Consider the following 14,099-nt stretch of genomic DNA (forward strand, 5'->3'; position numbering starts at 1 on the left):
AAGCAAGTGTTACATTCGGCCTCGCACTGCTTCTCCAGTGCCCTCTGCACGCCGTCGCCGAAGCATCCCTAATTCGAATCAGTACGCGATCCTGTCGCCATCTAGCGGCGCGGCCTCATTAAGCCACATGCTTAATTCCTCCCTTCTTACATGATTACGTCATTCCCCTTATGAACCTGACTGAACTCAAGCAAAAGCCGATTACCGATCTTTTGGAAATGGCCGAACAGATGGGCATCGAAAACATGGCCCGTTCGCGCAAACAGGACGTGATTTTCGCCCTGCTGAAAAAGCACGCGAAAAGCGGCGAAGAGATCTCGGGTGACGGCGTGCTGGAGATTCTCCAGGATGGTTTCGGTTTCCTGCGTTCGGCGGATGCCTCCTACCTGGCCGGCCCTGACGACATCTACGTCTCGCCCAGCCAGATCCGCCGTTTCAACCTGCGTACCGGTGACACCATCGTCGGCAAGATCCGCCCGCCGAAGGAAGGGGAGCGTTACTTCGCCCTGCTGAAAGTCGACACCATCAACTTCGACCGTCCGGAAAACGCGAAGAACAAGATCCTGTTCGAAAACCTGACGCCGCTGTTCCCCAACAAGCGCCTGAAGATGGAAGCCGGTAACGGCTCCACCGAAGACCTCACCGGCCGCGTCATCGACCTGTGCGCACCAATCGGCAAGGGCCAACGTGGCCTGATCGTCGCGCCGCCAAAAGCCGGTAAGACGATCATGCTGCAGAACATCGCGGCCAACATCACCCGCAACAACCCCGAGTGCCACCTGATCGTCCTGCTGATCGACGAGCGCCCGGAAGAAGTGACCGAAATGCAGCGCACCGTGCGCGGCGAAGTGGTCGCCTCGACCTTCGACGAGCCACCGACCCGCCACGTGCAGGTTGCCGAAATGGTCATCGAAAAGGCCAAGCGCCTGGTCGAGCACAAAAAAGACGTGGTCATCCTGCTGGACTCCATCACCCGTCTGGCGCGTGCCTACAACACCGTGATCCCGAGCTCCGGCAAGGTACTCACCGGTGGTGTCGACGCCCACGCCCTCGAGAAGCCCAAGCGCTTCTTCGGTGCTGCCCGTAACATCGAAGAAGGCGGCTCGCTGACCATCATCGCCACCGCGCTGGTCGAAACCGGCTCGAAGATGGACGAGGTCATCTACGAAGAGTTCAAGGGTACCGGCAACATGGAGCTGCCGCTGGACCGCCGCATCGCCGAGAAACGCGTGTTCCCGGCCATCAACATCAACAAGTCCGGTACCCGTCGCGAAGAGCTGCTGACCGCCGACGACGAACTGCAGCGCATGTGGATCCTGCGCAAGCTGCTGCACCCGATGGACGAAATCGCCGCCATCGAGTTCCTGGTCGACAAGCTCAAGCAGACCAAGACCAACGACGAGTTCTTCCTGTCGATGAAGCGCAAGTAAGCGCAGAGTTTCAGGAAGCAATTGGGGCCGCTTCGCGCCCCTTCGCGGGTAAACCCGCTCCCACAGGTTTCGCACGATCCCTGTGGGAGCGGGTTTACCCGCGAAGGGCTGCGAAGCGGCCCCAACGCATTTTTGCCCCCAAAAAAACGCCGAACGGCGCTACACTCTGCCCCCCGACCGACACGCCCCCACACGAGGCCCTTGCATGCAGTATCGCGACTTGCGCGACTTCATCCGTGGCCTGGAACAGCGCGGTGAACTCAAGCGCATCCAGGTTCCCATCTCCCCTGTACTGGAAATGACCGAAGTCTGCGACCGCACCCTGCGCGCCAAGGGCCCGGCGTTGCTGTTCGAAAACCCCACCGGTTTCGACATGCCGGTGCTCGGCAACCTGTTCGGCACCCCCGAGCGCGTGGCCATGGGCATGGGCGCCGAGTCGGTCGCCGAACTACGTGAAATCGGCAAGCTGCTGGCCTTCCTCAAGGAGCCCGAGCCGCCGAAGGGGCTGAAGGACGCCTGGTCGAAACTGCCGATCTTCAAGAAGGTCGTGTCCATGGCGCCCAAGGTGGTCAAGGACGCGGTGTGCCAGGAAGTGGTGGTGGAGGGCGACGACGTCGACCTCGGTGCCTTGCCGATCCAGCACTGCTGGCCGGGCGACGTGGCGCCACTGATTACCTGGGGCCTGACCGTCACCCGCGGGCCGAACAAGGACCGCCAGAACTTAGGCATTTACCGCCAGCAGGTGATCGGCCGCAACAAGGTGATCATGCGCTGGCTCAGCCACCGTGGCGGCGCGCTGGACTACCGCGAATGGTGCGAGAAGCACCCCGGCCAGCCATTCCCGGTGGCCGTGGCCCTGGGCGCGGACCCGGCGACCATCCTCGGCGCCGTCACCCCGGTGCCGGACACCCTCTCCGAGTACGCCTTCGCCGGGCTGCTGCGCGGCAACCGCACCGAGCTGGTCAAGTGCCGCGGCAGTGACCTGCAGGTGCCGGCCACCGCCGAAATCATCCTCGAAGGCGTGATTCACCCCGGCGAAATGGCCCCCGAGGGCCCGTATGGCGACCACACCGGTTACTACAACGAGGTGGACAGCTTCCCGGTGTTCACTGTCGAGCGCATCACCCACCGGCAAAAACCCATCTACCACAGCACCTACACCGGCCGCCCGCCAGATGAGCCGGCGATTCTCGGTGTGGCGCTGAACGAAGTGTTCGTGCCGATTCTGCAAAAGCAGTTCCCCGAGATCGTCGACTTCTACCTGCCGCCCGAAGGCTGCTCGTACCGCATGGCCGTGGTCACCATGAAAAAGCAGTACCCGGGCCACGCCAAGCGCGTGATGCTGGGTGTGTGGTCGTTCCTGCGACAGTTCATGTACACCAAATTCGTTATCGTCACCGACGACGATATCAACGCCCGCGACTGGAACGACGTGATCTGGGCCATCACCACGCGCATGGACCCCAAGCGTGATACGGTGATGATCGACAACACCCCCATCGACTACCTCGACTTCGCGTCGCCGGTGTCGGGCCTGGGGTCGAAGATGGGCCTGGACGCCACGCACAAATGGCCGGGCGAGACTACACGCGAATGGGGCCGGGTCATCGTCAAGGACGAGGCCGTCACCCGCCGTATCGATGAGCTGTGGGATCAGTTGGGAATAGATTGATGCAGGTAACGTTGCAGCCGTCCGGGGCGGTGCTGGCGGTCGAACCGGGCGAGAGAATTCTGGATGCGGCGCGGCGCCTGGGCTACGACTGCCCGAACAGCTGCCGCAATGGCAATTGCCATGTGTGTGCCGCGCTGCTGGTCGAAGGCAGCGTGCGCCAGGAAGGCCAGGTGCGTGACCACGGCGAGCTGTTCACCTGCATCGCCGAACCCCTGGAAGACTGCGTATTGCTGTGGGATGGCGTGCTGGCCCTGGGCGAGCTGCCAGTGCGCACGCTGGCCTGCACGGTCAGCGAGTGCGTCGAGGTGGGCGGCGATGTCTGGCGCATCCGCCTGCGCGCACCTGCCGGCAAGCCGCCGCGCTACCACGCCGGGCAGTACCTGATGATCGAGCGCGCCGGCGCCGGCAAGGCGGCTTTTTCGCTGGCATCGGCGCCCCATGGCGGGCGCGACCTCGAGCTGCACGTGCTGGCCCGCGAAAGCAGCGCCGTGCAGCTGGTCGAGCAGTTGCAGCGCAATGGCCTGGCGCGCATCGAGCTGCCGTTCGGTGACACCCACCTGGCCGAGCTGCCGGATGCCCCGCTGGTGCTGATTGCCGCCGGCACCGGCATGGGCCAGATGCACAGCCTGGTCGAGCACTGCCGCGCCCAGGGCTTCAAGCACCCGGTGCACCTGTACTGGGGCGTGCGCCGCCCTGAAGACTTCTACACCATCGAGCACTGGCACGAGTGGGAGCAATTGCCCAACCTGTTCCTGCACAAGGTGGTCAGCGACCAGTGCGTCTGGGAAGGGCGCTGCGGCCTGTTGCACGAGGCGGTCTGCGAAGACATCGGCGACCTCAACCAGGTGCATGTGTACGCCAGCGGTTCGCCGAACATGGTGTACGCCACCCTCGACGCCCTGGTCGAGGCCGGTATGGATGCACACCGCATGCGCGCCGACGTGTTCGCCTACGCACCGCGCGGCTGACCTTAAACCCCGGTGCGCTGCAATGGCGGGCCGGGGCTTATATATCCTTCCCTTTCGCTCTGGATATATAGCCTTAACTTTTACCGGTTCGGTTAATAACTTTAGCGTTATTTGAAACAGTCGTTGCCGTTCGGCGCAAGCCTGGGTGAAATTTGCAAGCCGGGGTTGAGTGTTGCGCGTGTTCTGTCTTAAGTTAGTGTCAAGGCCTTCGCGGGCAAGCCCGCTCCCACAAGGCTTGCGTGACCCTGTAGCGGCGGCCTTGCCCGCAGTGGCCTAACTACCGGCGCTACATAATTTGCACTTGGCAATACACAGGAATTAATGGCGGCAGCCCATGTCGACACTTGAAAGTTCATCCTGGCAAATCGCTTACCCGCCTTCGCTGGACTTCGGCCAGCAACTCACCCGCGAACAACTGCAGCGCTCGATGCAGCAAACCATGGCGCAACACAGCGGCGGCCCGGTGTGGCTGTTCGCCTATGGCTCGTTGATCTGGCGCCCGGAATGCAGCTCGGTGGAGCGCCAGCGGGCGCGGGTGCACGGTTACCACCGCGGCCTGTATTTGTGGTCCCACGAGCACCGCGGCACCCCGGAATGCCCAGGCCTGGTGTTCGGCCTGGACCGTGGCGGTTCCTGCAGCGGTTTTGCCTACCGCCTGGACGAAAGCAACCTGGACGATGCCCTGATGGCCCTGTGGCAACGGGAGATGCCATACCCGGCCTACCGCCCGCACTGGCTCAGTTGCCGGTTGAACGATGGCAGCAAGGTGCAGGCCCTGGGCTTCGTGCTGGAGCGGCACCTGCCGTGCTATGCCGGCAACCTGCCGGACGGCTTGCTCAGCCTGATCCTGGCCAGCGCCAAGGGGCGCTACGGCAGCACCCGGGATTATGTGGAGCAGACCCTCAATGCCCTGCGCAGCCACCAGATGCCCGACCGTAACCTGGAGGCACGCTTCAGGCGCTGCCATAACCTGCGGGAGGTCTGAGCCGGCGTTGCCGGTCAACTGTAGGAGCCGGCTTGCCGGCGATAGGGCCAGCCCAGGCAGCATCGATCTGTAGCCTGGCACCGGCGTTGCCGGTGATCGCCGGCAAGCCGGCTCCTACAGGGAGTGCGCGATACCCTACCTTGCCACCACCACCAACTTACCCACAGCCTTGCGCTGCCCCAGCTGATCGATCGCCGCACCGCCCTCGGCCAGTGGATAAGTCTGCGACACCAGCGGCTTGAGCTTGCCCTCGGCAAACCAGGCAAACAGCTGGCGGAAGTTGGCCGCGTTATCCTCCGGCTGGCGCTGGGCGAAGGCCCCCCAGAACACCCCGATTACCGCCGCGCCCTTGAGCAGCGCAAGGTTCACCGGCAACTGCGGGATGGTGCCGCTGGCAAAACCCACCACCAGCAATCGGCCATTCCAGGCCAACCCGCGCACCGCCTGGTCGAACAGCTCACCGCCGACGGGGTCGTAGATCACATCCACACCCTGGCCGCCTGTGATGCGCTTGATCTCATCCTTCAGGCTGGCCTGGCTGTAGTCGATCAGCTCGTCAGCCCCGGCGGCCTTGGCCACTGCCAGTTTTTCCGCGCTGCTGGCGGCGGCAATCACCTTGGCGCCCATGGCCTTGCCGATTTCCACTGCCGCCAGGCCCACGCCACCCGAGGCGCCCAGTACCAGCAAGGTTTCACCGGCCTTGAGCTGGCCGCGCTGGGTCAGCGCGTGCATCGAGGTGCCATAGGTCATGCCGAAGGCCGCCGCAGTGGTGAAATCCATGCCGGCGGGTATCGGCAGCACGTTGTAGTGCGGCACCGCCACCTGTTCGGCAAAGGCGCCCCAGCCGGTCAGGGCCATGACCCGGTCGCCGGGCTTGAACGCGCCGGCCTTCTCGCCCACCGCCGCGACCACTCCGGCCGCCTCGCCACCGGGCGAGAACGGCAGTGGCGGCTGGAACTGGTACTTGCCTTCGATGATCAGGGTGTCGGGGAAGTTGACCCCGGCAGCGTGCACCTCGAGCAGAATCTCGTTCTTCTTTGGTGTGGGGCTTTGGACCTCTTCCAGGACCAGGTCCTGCGCCGGGCCCAGGGCTTTGCACAACAAGGCTTTCATCAGGGCTATTCCTTTGCGGGTGATGGCCGATAAGTACAGGAGGGCCGCAACCTGGGTCAACGAGCATGGCCCGCCCTGATAGGCCTGCATAAACCCGGGCTTGGGTTTGGCCGGCGCGCTGGGTAAGCTGGCGCCAATTGTTTTGAGGAGCGAATTCGTGAAAGCGTGGATCTTGATGGTACTGGCGCTGATGCTGCCAGCAGCGGCAATGGCCGAAGAAGCCAGTGAAGGCGCGCCCAAGGTGGCGTACATCACCTTGAGCCCGCCCTTCGTCGGCAACTATGCCCTCGACGGCAGCCCGAAGCTGCGCGTGTACAAGGCCGACGTCGCCCTGCGGGTGACCGGCGATGCCGCCGCCGCTGCGGTAAAACACCAGGAACCGCTGATCCGCAACCAGCTGGTGGCACTGTTCGCCCAGCAGGGCGTGGACGACATGAGCAATGTCGAGGCCAAGGAAAAACTGCGCCAGGAAGCCCTGAAGCAGGTACAGCAGGTGATGGAGTCCGAAGAGGGCAAGCCGATCGTCGAGGACCTGCTGTTCAACAACCTGATCGTGCAGTGATCAACGGGCCAGTGCGATGACCGCTGCCCATTGGGCTGCGGTCACTGGCATCACCGACAGGCGGCTGCCTTTTTGCACCAGTGGCAATTCCTCCAGCGCCGCCTGCTGCTTGAGCAGCCCCAGGCCAAGCACCTGGCCGAAGGTGCGCACATGCTCCACGTCCACCGCGCTCCAGGGGTTCTTGTCGCTGCTGGCCTTGGCGTCGAAGTAGTGGCTCTGCGGGTCCAGGGCGGTGGGGTCGGGGTAGGCCGCGGCGCTGATGCGGGCGATGCCGGCAATGCCCGGTTGCGGGCAACTGGAGTGGTAGAAGAAGAACTCGTCGCCTACGCTCATGGCCCGCAGAAAGTTGCGCGCCTGGTAGTTGCGCACCCCGTCCCAGCGCGCGGTGCCCAGGCGTGCCAGGGCTTCGACAGAGAGCTCGTCGGGCTCGGATTTCATCAGCCAATAGGCCATGGGTGCTGCTCCTGAAAGAGTTTGAAATAACTCGTTGCATGAAACCGACAGTCGGTTGGCGTCAACGTTTGCGTGTTGCGTCACGTTGTCGGAAAATGCGCCGATTTTAAAGCTAGACGCTCCGGCAGCCATCAAGAAAGCCGCCGAGCATGGACACGTTGCCTAGGGGGGCAATTCCATGAAACAACGCAAACCGGACCTGCTCTGGATCCTCGCTTTCATTTTCGGTCTGGGCGTGGTCACCACCGGTTATGCGCAAGGTTTCTGGGAACGCAAGGCCGACGCCGCCTACCAGCAGGCCCCGGTCGACCCGGCTCAACAGCAGCGCCGCTGACCTTCAGCCGCGCGCCCGTTCATTTCGGCGCCAGGTACCAGCCACGGTCCGAGACCGTCCCGCGCAGTGGTACATCCCAACTGGCCTGCGCCAGCCGCTCCACCTTCTGGCATTCATGGGCCAGCCCCAGCAGCAGGGGTTTCTTCCAGGCCTTGCGCCGGCCCTGGTAAGCCAGGCTGCGGTCATAGAAGCCGCCGCCCATCCCCAGCCTTCCCCCCACTTCATCGAAACCGACCAACGGCAGCAGGATCAGGTCCAGCGCCCAGATGGGCCGTTGCCGCTTGCGCTCGATCAGCGGTTCGGGGATGCGAAAGCGGTTGGGCCGCAGCCGCTCGCCCTGCTCGAAACGCTGGAACACCATGCGCGTGCGCGGCCAGGCATGCAGCACCGGCAGGTACACGCGCTTGCCGCGCTTGTGCGCCTCGCGCAGCAGCAGGCGCGGGTCGATTTCACCGTCGTTGGGCAGGTACAGGGCGATATGCCGCGCGCGACGGAACAGCGGGTGCTGCGCCAGTTGGCGATACAAGCCCTGGGCTGCGAGGTTTTGCTGGGCGGGGCTGAGGGCGCGGCGGGCGTTGCGCAACAGGCGGCGCAGTTGTGGGCGGGTGAGCGGCGCGGTGTCGGTCATGGCACGGGCGATCCCTGGGGTGGCAGCTGCCAGAAACGAAAAACCCGCCATGCAGGCGGGCAGTTCTGAAGAAGGCTCCCCGACAAGACCGCTATCGGTGTAGCCCTTGAACCCGAAAGTTCAAGGTGGAGATTGCAGGGGGCGTTAAGGCTTTCCGTCGGGCGGACATGCACACCGGCCCCAGCGTGCAACCCCCGTGGTTGTGCGTATCGGCTCAGGGACATAACCGACTGGCGCATCCCCCAGGGAGTGGCGCCAGTATACCAATCTCAATCGGTTTTGCTAACCGGGTCGTCGGACAATGCCTGGTCGACCCGCTCCAGCAGGTCACGCACCTGCTCGCGGGTGGCGCCGGTACCGGCGGCAGCTTCCGGGCGGTCCTGGCGGTGCAGCAGTTCGTGGGTGATGTTCAGCGCAGCCATGACGGCGATGCGGTCGGCGCCGATCACCTTGCCGCTGCTGCGGATCTCGCGCATCTTGCCGTCGAGGTAACGGGCGGCACCGACCAGGTTGTTGCGCTCCTCGGGCGGGCAGATGATGGAGTATTCCTTGTCGAGGATCTGGACGGTGACGCTATTGCTTGAACTCATGAGTCTTGCTCCAGGGCCTTGAGGCGCAAGATCATCGATTCGATCTTGCGTTTGGCGATCTCGTTCTTTTCGATGAGGTGTGCGCGCTCCTCGCGCCAGGATTTTTCCTGAGCAACTAAGAGTGCGTTTTGCCGTTTTAGTTGCTCGACGCGCTCGATCAGCAACTCGAACCGGCTCATCAGCGCTTGCAGGTCGTTCTCTTGCATGGGTTGCACTCGATTCGCTCCGTCGTCGACTCACCTGGCGATCATGCCTGCACAAGGGGCCAAGCGGCCAGTGCTGATGGTCTTGGCGCGCCTGCCGGTGCTAGGATACAAGGCCTTCATTCTAGTCATTGCGCCGTCTGGCGCCTAGCTGCCATGCCCAATACCCAATCGCCCTACGTTGCTTTCGCCATGCTGCTTTCCAGCAATGGCCACCCTGTCACCCCTGCCGAGCTGCACGGCCTGCTGATCGGCCGCAGTTGCGCCGGTGCCGGCTTCGACGCCGACGCCTGGTTGGCCGATGCCGCCCAACTGCTCGAGACCGAGCCCGGCGATAACGTACGCAACGCCCTGGTTGGCCTGCAAGAGATGGTCAAGGCCGAGCTTACCGGCGAAGACGTCGCCATCGTTCTGCTGCTGCCCAGCGATGACGCCGCGCTGGCTGACCGCGCCGCGGCGCTGGGCCAGTGGTGCCAGGGCTTCATCGCAGGCTTTGGCCTGAACGCCGGCGGCAAGGACCTGTCCACCGATGCCAAAGAAGTGCTCCAGGACCTGGTAGCCATCTCGCAAGTACAGGAAGCGCTGGAAGAGTCCGAGGACGGCGAAAGCGACTACATGGAAGTCATGGAGTACCTGCGCGTCGCCCCGCTGCTGCTGTACACCGAGCTCGCCGCGCCCGCCGCACCTGCGCCCAAGCCATCGCTGCACTGATCGATACGGGGTCGTTTGCCCATGAGCCACATACCCAAGGCCGAATACGCCCGCAGGCGCAAGGCGCTGATGGCGCAGATGGTCCCCAACAGCATCGCCATCCTGCCCGCCGCCGCGGTTGCCATCCGCAACCGTGACGTCGAGCACGTGTACCGCCAGGACAGCGATTTCCAGTACCTCAGCGGCTTCCCCGAGCCCGAGGCGGTGATCGCCCTGATTCCCGGCCGCGAGCACGGCGAGTACGTGCTGTTCTGCCGTGAACGCAACCCCGAGCGCGAGCAATGGGACGGCCTGCGGGCCGGCCAGGAAGGCGCGATTCGCGACTTCGGCGCCGATGACGCCTTCCCCATCAGCGACATCGACGAGATCCTGCCCGGGCTCATCGAGGGCCGTGAGCGGGTCTACAGCGCCATGGGCAGCAACCCCGACTTCGACCGCCGGCTGATGGACTGGATCAACGTGATCCGCTCCAAGGCGCGCCTGGGCGCGCAACCGCCGAACGAGTTCGTTGCCCTGGATCATCTGCTGCACGACATGCGCCTGTATAAATCGGCGGCAGAAGTGAAGGTGATGCGCGAGGCTGCGGTCATTTCCGCCGGTGCCCACGTGCGGGCCATGCAGGCCTGCCGCGCCGGGCTGCACGAATACAGCCTGGAAGCCGAGCTGGACTACGCGTTCCGCAAGGGCGGGGCGAAGATGCCGGCCTACGGCTCGATCGTCGCCGCCGGGCGCAATGGCTGCATCCTGCACTACCAGCAGAACGACGCGCCGCTCAAGGACGGTGACCTGGTGCTGATCGACGCCGGTTGCGAGATCGACTGCTACGCCAGCGACATCACCCGCACCTTCCCGGTCAGCGGGCGCTTTTCGCCCGAGCAGAAGGCCATCTACGAGCTGGTGCTCGCGGCCCAGGAAGCGGCGTTTGCCGAAATCGCCCCGGGCAAGCACTGGAACCACGCCCACGAGGCCACCGTGCGGGTGATCACCGCGGGCCTGGTGGAACTGGGGCTGCTCAAGGGCGAGGTGCAGGCACTGATCGACAGCGAAGCCTACCGCGCCTTCTACATGCACCGCGCCGGGCACTGGCTGGGCATGGACGTGCACGACGTGGGCGAATACAAGGTTGGCGGTCAGTGGCGGGTGCTCGAGCCCGGCATGGCGCTGACCGTGGAACCCGGCATCTACATTGCCGCCGACAACCCGAACGTCGCGAAAAAATGGCGCGGCATCGGTATCCGCATCGAGGACGACGTGGTGGTGACCAGGCAAGGCTGTGAAATCCTGACGACGGGCGTACCCAAAACCGTCGCCGAAATCGAGGCGCTGATGCTCGCCGCGCGCAAGGACGTGGCATGAGCCGGGTCAACCTGGCGATCATCGGCGGCGGCCTGGTTGGCGCCAGCCTGGCCCTGACCCTGCAGGCCGGGGCCAAGGCGCGCGGCTGGAAAATCATGCTGATCGAGCCGTTCGCCCCGGGCGACAGCTTCCAGCCCAGCTACGATGCACGCTCCTCGGCGCTGTCCTACGGCACCCGGCAAATTTACGACCAGCTCGGCCTGTGGCAAGCCATCAGCCGTCGTGCCGAGCCGATCAGCCAGATCCAGGTGTCTGACCGTGGCCGCTTCGGCGCCACCCGTCTGGACGCCCGCGACGAAGGCGTGCCGGCACTCGGTTACGTGGTCGAGAACGCCTGGCTCGGCCAGTGCCTGTGGCAGGCCCTGGACAGCGAGGTGGTGACCTGGCGCTGCCCGGCCGAGGTCAAGGCCCTGCAGCCGATCGCCGGCGGCTACCGCCTGCAACTGGACGACGACACCACGCTGGAATGCGACCTGGCGGTGCTGGCCGATGGCGGCCGCTCCGGCCTGCGCGAGCAGCTGGGCATCCATGTGCGCAGCACGCCCTACGACCAGAGCGCGCTGATCGCCAACATCACCCCGGGCGAGGCCCACCGCGGCCAGGCTTTCGAGCGTTTCACCGAACAAGGCCCGATGGCCCTGCTGCCCCTGCCGGAAAACCGCTGTGCGCTGGTCTGGACCCGCCAGGGGATGGACGCCCGGCGCCTGGCCGAACTCGACGAGCGCAGCTTCCTGCGCGAGCTGCAGGACGCCTTCGGCTACCGCCTTGGCGCCCTGCGCCAGGTTGGCGCGCGGCACCTGTACCCGCTGGCGCTGGTCGAGGCCCAGGAGCAGGTACGCCCGCACCTGGTGGTGCTGGGCAACGCCGCCCACAGCCTGCACCCGATTGCCGGCCAAGGCTTCAACCTGTCGCTGCGCGACGTGCAGTCGCTGGCCGAAGCGCTGCTGGCCGGCCCGCAGCACGCCGGCGACCTGGCCACCCTGCAGGGCTACCAGCAGCGCCAGCGCCTCGACCAGGCCATGACCATCGGCTTCTCCGACCAGGTCACCCGCCTGTTCGGCAGCAACCAGCCGTTGATGGCGGCCGGGCGCAATATCGGCCTGCTCGGCCTCGATTTGCTGCCGCCGGCAAAAAGCTGGTTCGCCCGCCAGGCCATGGGCCTGGGTACCCGCCCCGACCCGCGGGGCCGTTCATGAGCGAACCGCGCAAGCTGGCGCGCCGGGCGCGCATGCTGCGCTGGCTGCTGAACCTCTACCCGCCGTACCTCGGCGCCGGTATTCGCATCCAGTCGATCAGCCCGGACATGCGCAGCGCCAAGGTGCGCATGAAGCTCACCCGCTGGAACCGCAACTACGTCGGCACCCAGTTCGGCGGCAGCCTGTATTCGATGGTCGACCCGTTCTACATGCTGTTGCTGATCGAGCAGCTGGGGCGCGAGTACATCGTCTGGGACAAAGCGGCCAGCATCGATTTCATCTCGCCGGGCAAAGGCCCGGTGTACGCCGAATTCCACGTTGACGACGCGCTGCTGGACGAAATCCGCCAGCAGACCGCCAGCGGCAAGAAGTACCTGCCCCGGTTGCAGGTGGAGATCCGCGACGGCGCCGGCGAGCTGGTGGCGCGGGTCGACAAAACCCTATACGTGCGGCTCAAGCCGCAAGCGAGGCAGGCGTAAGGCATGGAAATGCGCGCAGATGTACTGATCGTCGGTGCCGGTATGGTCGGCAGCGCCCTGGCCCTGGCGCTGCGCCACAGCGGCCTGGAAATCCTCCTGCTCGATGGCGGCCCGCTGTCGGTCAAACCGTTCGACGCCCAGGCGCCGTTCGAGCCGCGGGTCAGCGCCCTGTCGGCGGCCAGCCAGCGCATCCTCGAACGCCTGGGGGCCTGGGACGGCATTGCCGCCCGCCGCGTGTCGCCGTATTCGGACATGCACGTGTGGGACGGCACCGGCACCGGCGAAATCCACTTCTCGGCGGCCAGCGTGCATGCCCAGGTGCTCGGCCATATCGTCGAAAACCGCGTGGTGCAGGACGCTTTGCTGGAGCGCCTGCACGACAGCGACCTAGGCCTGTTGGCCAACGCACGGCTGGAGCAACTGCGCCGTTCGGGTGATGAGTGGCTGCTGACCCTGGCCGACGGCCGCCAACTGCGTGCGCCGCTGGTGATCGCCGCCGACGGCGCCAACTCTGCCGTGCGCCGCCTGGCCGGCTGCGAGACCCGTGAGTGGGATTACCTGCACCACGCCATCGTTACCAGCGTGCGCTGCAGCGAGGTGCACCGCAGCACCGCCTGGCAGCGCTTCACCGACGAAGGCCCGCTGGCGTTCCTGCCGCTTGAGCGGGGCGGCGAGCAGGGCTGGTGTTCGATCGTCTGGTCGACCACCCCGGAGCAGGCCGAGCAGGCCATGGCCATGGATGACGCGGCGTTCTGCCAGGCCCTGGAGCGCGCCTTCGAAGGCCGTCTGGGGCAGGTGCTCGAGGCCGACCCGCGGGTGTGTGTACCGCTGCGCCAGCGCCACGCCAAACGTTATGTGCAGGAAGGGCTGGCGCTGATCGGTGATGCTGCCCATACCATCCACCCGCTGGCCGGGCAGGGGGTCAACCTGGGCTTTCTCGATGCTGCGGTGCTGGCCGAGGAACTGGTGCGCGCCTGCGAGCGCGGCGAGCGCTTGGCGGATGTGAAGGTGCTGAGCCGCTTCGAGCGCCGGCGCATGCCGCACAATTTGGCGCTGATGGCGGCCATGGAAGGCTTCGAGCGCCTGTTCCAGGCCGACCCCCTGCCGCTGCGCTGGCTGCGTAACAGCGGCTTGAAGCTGGTGCAGCAGATGCCCGAGGCCAAGGCGTTGTTCGTGCGCCAGGCGCTGGGGCTTAGCGGGGACCTGCCGGAATTGGCTCGGGCTTGAGATGGCCGGGGCTGCTTTGCAGCCCTTTCGCGACACAAGGCCGCTCCTACAGGGGGTAACGCATTCTTCTGTAGGAGCGGCCTTGTGTCGCGAAAGGGCCGCAACGCGGCCCCCGCTTGCAACATCCAGTAACTGCTGGAGGGGTGAGCCACAAAATGGGATTCACTACCATTCGCACCTCTCATATCAGCG

General features: G+C 65.2%; 16 protein-coding genes and 1 other RNA gene. 11 read left to right on the top strand and 6 right to left on the bottom strand.

What is annotated here, in order from left to right; translation table 11 throughout:
- The first annotated feature begins 170 nt into the window (after positions 1 to 170).
- The 4 genes from rho to ACI2KK_RS19345 all read left to right on the top strand — a co-directional run bounded on the left by rho (position 171) and on the right by ACI2KK_RS19345 (position 5,055).
- On the top strand, positions 171 to 1,430 hold the full coding sequence (gene rho, locus ACI2KK_RS19330) for a transcription termination factor Rho (RefSeq protein WP_011536308.1): 1,260 nt from the start codon (positions 171 to 173) through the stop codon (positions 1,428 to 1,430).
- 205 nt (positions 1,431 to 1,635) lie between these two features.
- A complete protein-coding gene (gene ubiD, locus ACI2KK_RS19335) occupies positions 1,636 to 3,102 on the top strand; it encodes a 4-hydroxy-3-polyprenylbenzoate decarboxylase (protein ID WP_369989074.1) in 1,467 nt (488 codons plus the stop codon).
- On the top strand, positions 3,102 to 4,070 hold the full coding sequence (locus ACI2KK_RS19340) for a CDP-6-deoxy-delta-3,4-glucoseen reductase (RefSeq protein ID WP_217841234.1): 969 nt from the start codon (positions 3,102 to 3,104) through the stop codon (positions 4,068 to 4,070). Before ubiD ends, ACI2KK_RS19340 begins: the two co-directional genes overlap by 1 nt.
- A 334-nt stretch (positions 4,071 to 4,404) precedes the next feature.
- On the top strand, positions 4,405 to 5,055 hold the full coding sequence (locus ACI2KK_RS19345) for a gamma-glutamylcyclotransferase (protein ID WP_217886805.1): 651 nt from the start codon (positions 4,405 to 4,407) through the stop codon (positions 5,053 to 5,055).
- 135 nt (positions 5,056 to 5,190) lie between these two features.
- Here the strand turns inward: ACI2KK_RS19345 and ACI2KK_RS19350 are convergent, their stop codons facing one another.
- Complete coding sequence (locus ACI2KK_RS19350) at positions 5,191 to 6,168, bottom strand: NADPH:quinone oxidoreductase family protein (protein ID WP_404670159.1); 978 nt, start codon at positions 6,166 to 6,168, stop codon at positions 5,191 to 5,193.
- A gap of 157 nt (positions 6,169 to 6,325) precedes the next feature.
- Here ACI2KK_RS19350 and ACI2KK_RS19355 point away from each other — a divergent pair, with 157 nt between their 5' ends.
- Entirely contained in the window at positions 6,326 to 6,730 is a 405-nt protein-coding gene (locus ACI2KK_RS19355) for a flagellar basal body-associated protein FliL (RefSeq protein WP_217841237.1), read from the top strand.
- Here ACI2KK_RS19355 and ACI2KK_RS19360 read toward each other — a convergent pair whose 3' ends face one another.
- Positions 6,731 to 7,183 (bottom strand): EVE domain-containing protein, encoded by a 453-nt coding sequence (locus ACI2KK_RS19360; protein ID WP_404670160.1) that lies wholly within the window; start codon positions 7,181 to 7,183, stop codon positions 6,731 to 6,733.
- Between the two features lie 178 nt (positions 7,184 to 7,361).
- Here ACI2KK_RS19360 and ACI2KK_RS19365 point away from each other — a divergent pair, with 178 nt between their 5' ends.
- The gene (locus ACI2KK_RS19365; RefSeq protein ID WP_217841239.1) at positions 7,362 to 7,517 is read left to right on the top strand and encodes a hypothetical protein; all 156 of its coding nucleotides are present in this window, start codon (positions 7,362 to 7,364) and stop codon (positions 7,515 to 7,517) included.
- Between the two features lie 19 nt (positions 7,518 to 7,536).
- On the opposite strand, the gene ACI2KK_RS19370 is transcribed toward ACI2KK_RS19365, so the two are convergent.
- The 4 genes from ACI2KK_RS19370 to ACI2KK_RS19385 all read right to left on the bottom strand — a co-directional run bounded on the left by ACI2KK_RS19370 (position 7,537) and on the right by ACI2KK_RS19385 (position 8,941).
- Positions 7,537 to 8,145 (bottom strand): 5-formyltetrahydrofolate cyclo-ligase, encoded by a 609-nt coding sequence (locus tag ACI2KK_RS19370; RefSeq protein WP_404670161.1) that lies wholly within the window; start codon positions 8,143 to 8,145, stop codon positions 7,537 to 7,539.
- A gap of 72 nt (positions 8,146 to 8,217) precedes the next feature.
- Positions 8,218 to 8,397: non-coding RNA, 6S RNA (gene ssrS / locus ACI2KK_RS19375), on the bottom strand.
- A 17-nt stretch (positions 8,398 to 8,414) separates the two neighbouring features.
- Entirely contained in the window at positions 8,415 to 8,735 is a 321-nt protein-coding gene (locus tag ACI2KK_RS19380; RefSeq protein WP_369989081.1) for a cell division protein ZapA, read from the bottom strand.
- A complete protein-coding gene (locus ACI2KK_RS19385; protein WP_217841242.1) occupies positions 8,732 to 8,941 on the bottom strand; it encodes a TIGR02449 family protein in 210 nt (69 codons plus the stop codon). Before ACI2KK_RS19385 ends, ACI2KK_RS19380 begins: the two co-directional genes overlap by 4 nt.
- Positions 8,942 to 9,094: 153 nt before the next feature.
- Between ACI2KK_RS19385 and ACI2KK_RS19390 the strand changes: the two genes are divergently transcribed.
- The 5 genes from ACI2KK_RS19390 to ACI2KK_RS19410 are packed head-to-tail and all read left to right on the top strand — an operon-like array spanning position 9,095 to position 13,907.
- Positions 9,095 to 9,649, top strand: a complete 555-nt coding sequence (locus ACI2KK_RS19390; protein WP_217886800.1) for a YecA family protein — start codon at positions 9,095 to 9,097, stop codon at positions 9,647 to 9,649.
- A 21-nt stretch (positions 9,650 to 9,670) separates the two neighbouring features.
- Entirely contained in the window at positions 9,671 to 11,005 is a 1,335-nt protein-coding gene (pepP, locus tag ACI2KK_RS19395) for a Xaa-Pro aminopeptidase (RefSeq protein ID WP_404670162.1), read from the top strand.
- Positions 11,002 to 12,201 (top strand): 2-octaprenyl-6-methoxyphenyl hydroxylase, encoded by a 1,200-nt coding sequence (gene ubiH / locus ACI2KK_RS19400; protein WP_404670163.1) that lies wholly within the window; start codon positions 11,002 to 11,004, stop codon positions 12,199 to 12,201. The genes pepP and ubiH overlap by 4 nt, the downstream gene beginning before the upstream one ends.
- Complete coding sequence (locus ACI2KK_RS19405; RefSeq protein ID WP_404670164.1) at positions 12,198 to 12,680, top strand: DUF4442 domain-containing protein; 483 nt, start codon at positions 12,198 to 12,200, stop codon at positions 12,678 to 12,680. The genes ubiH and ACI2KK_RS19405 overlap by 4 nt, the downstream gene beginning before the upstream one ends.
- Before the next feature lie 9 nt (positions 12,681 to 12,689).
- Positions 12,690 to 13,907, top strand: a complete 1,218-nt coding sequence (locus ACI2KK_RS19410; protein ID WP_404670201.1) for a 2-octaprenyl-3-methyl-6-methoxy-1,4-benzoquinol hydroxylase — start codon at positions 12,690 to 12,692, stop codon at positions 13,905 to 13,907.
- Positions 13,908 to 14,099 lie beyond the last annotated feature (192 nt).

The sequence above is a fragment of the Pseudomonas sp. NPDC089406 genome (assembly GCF_044900265.1).
Lineage (GTDB): Bacteria > Pseudomonadota > Gammaproteobacteria > Pseudomonadales > Pseudomonadaceae > Aquipseudomonas > Aquipseudomonas fakonensis.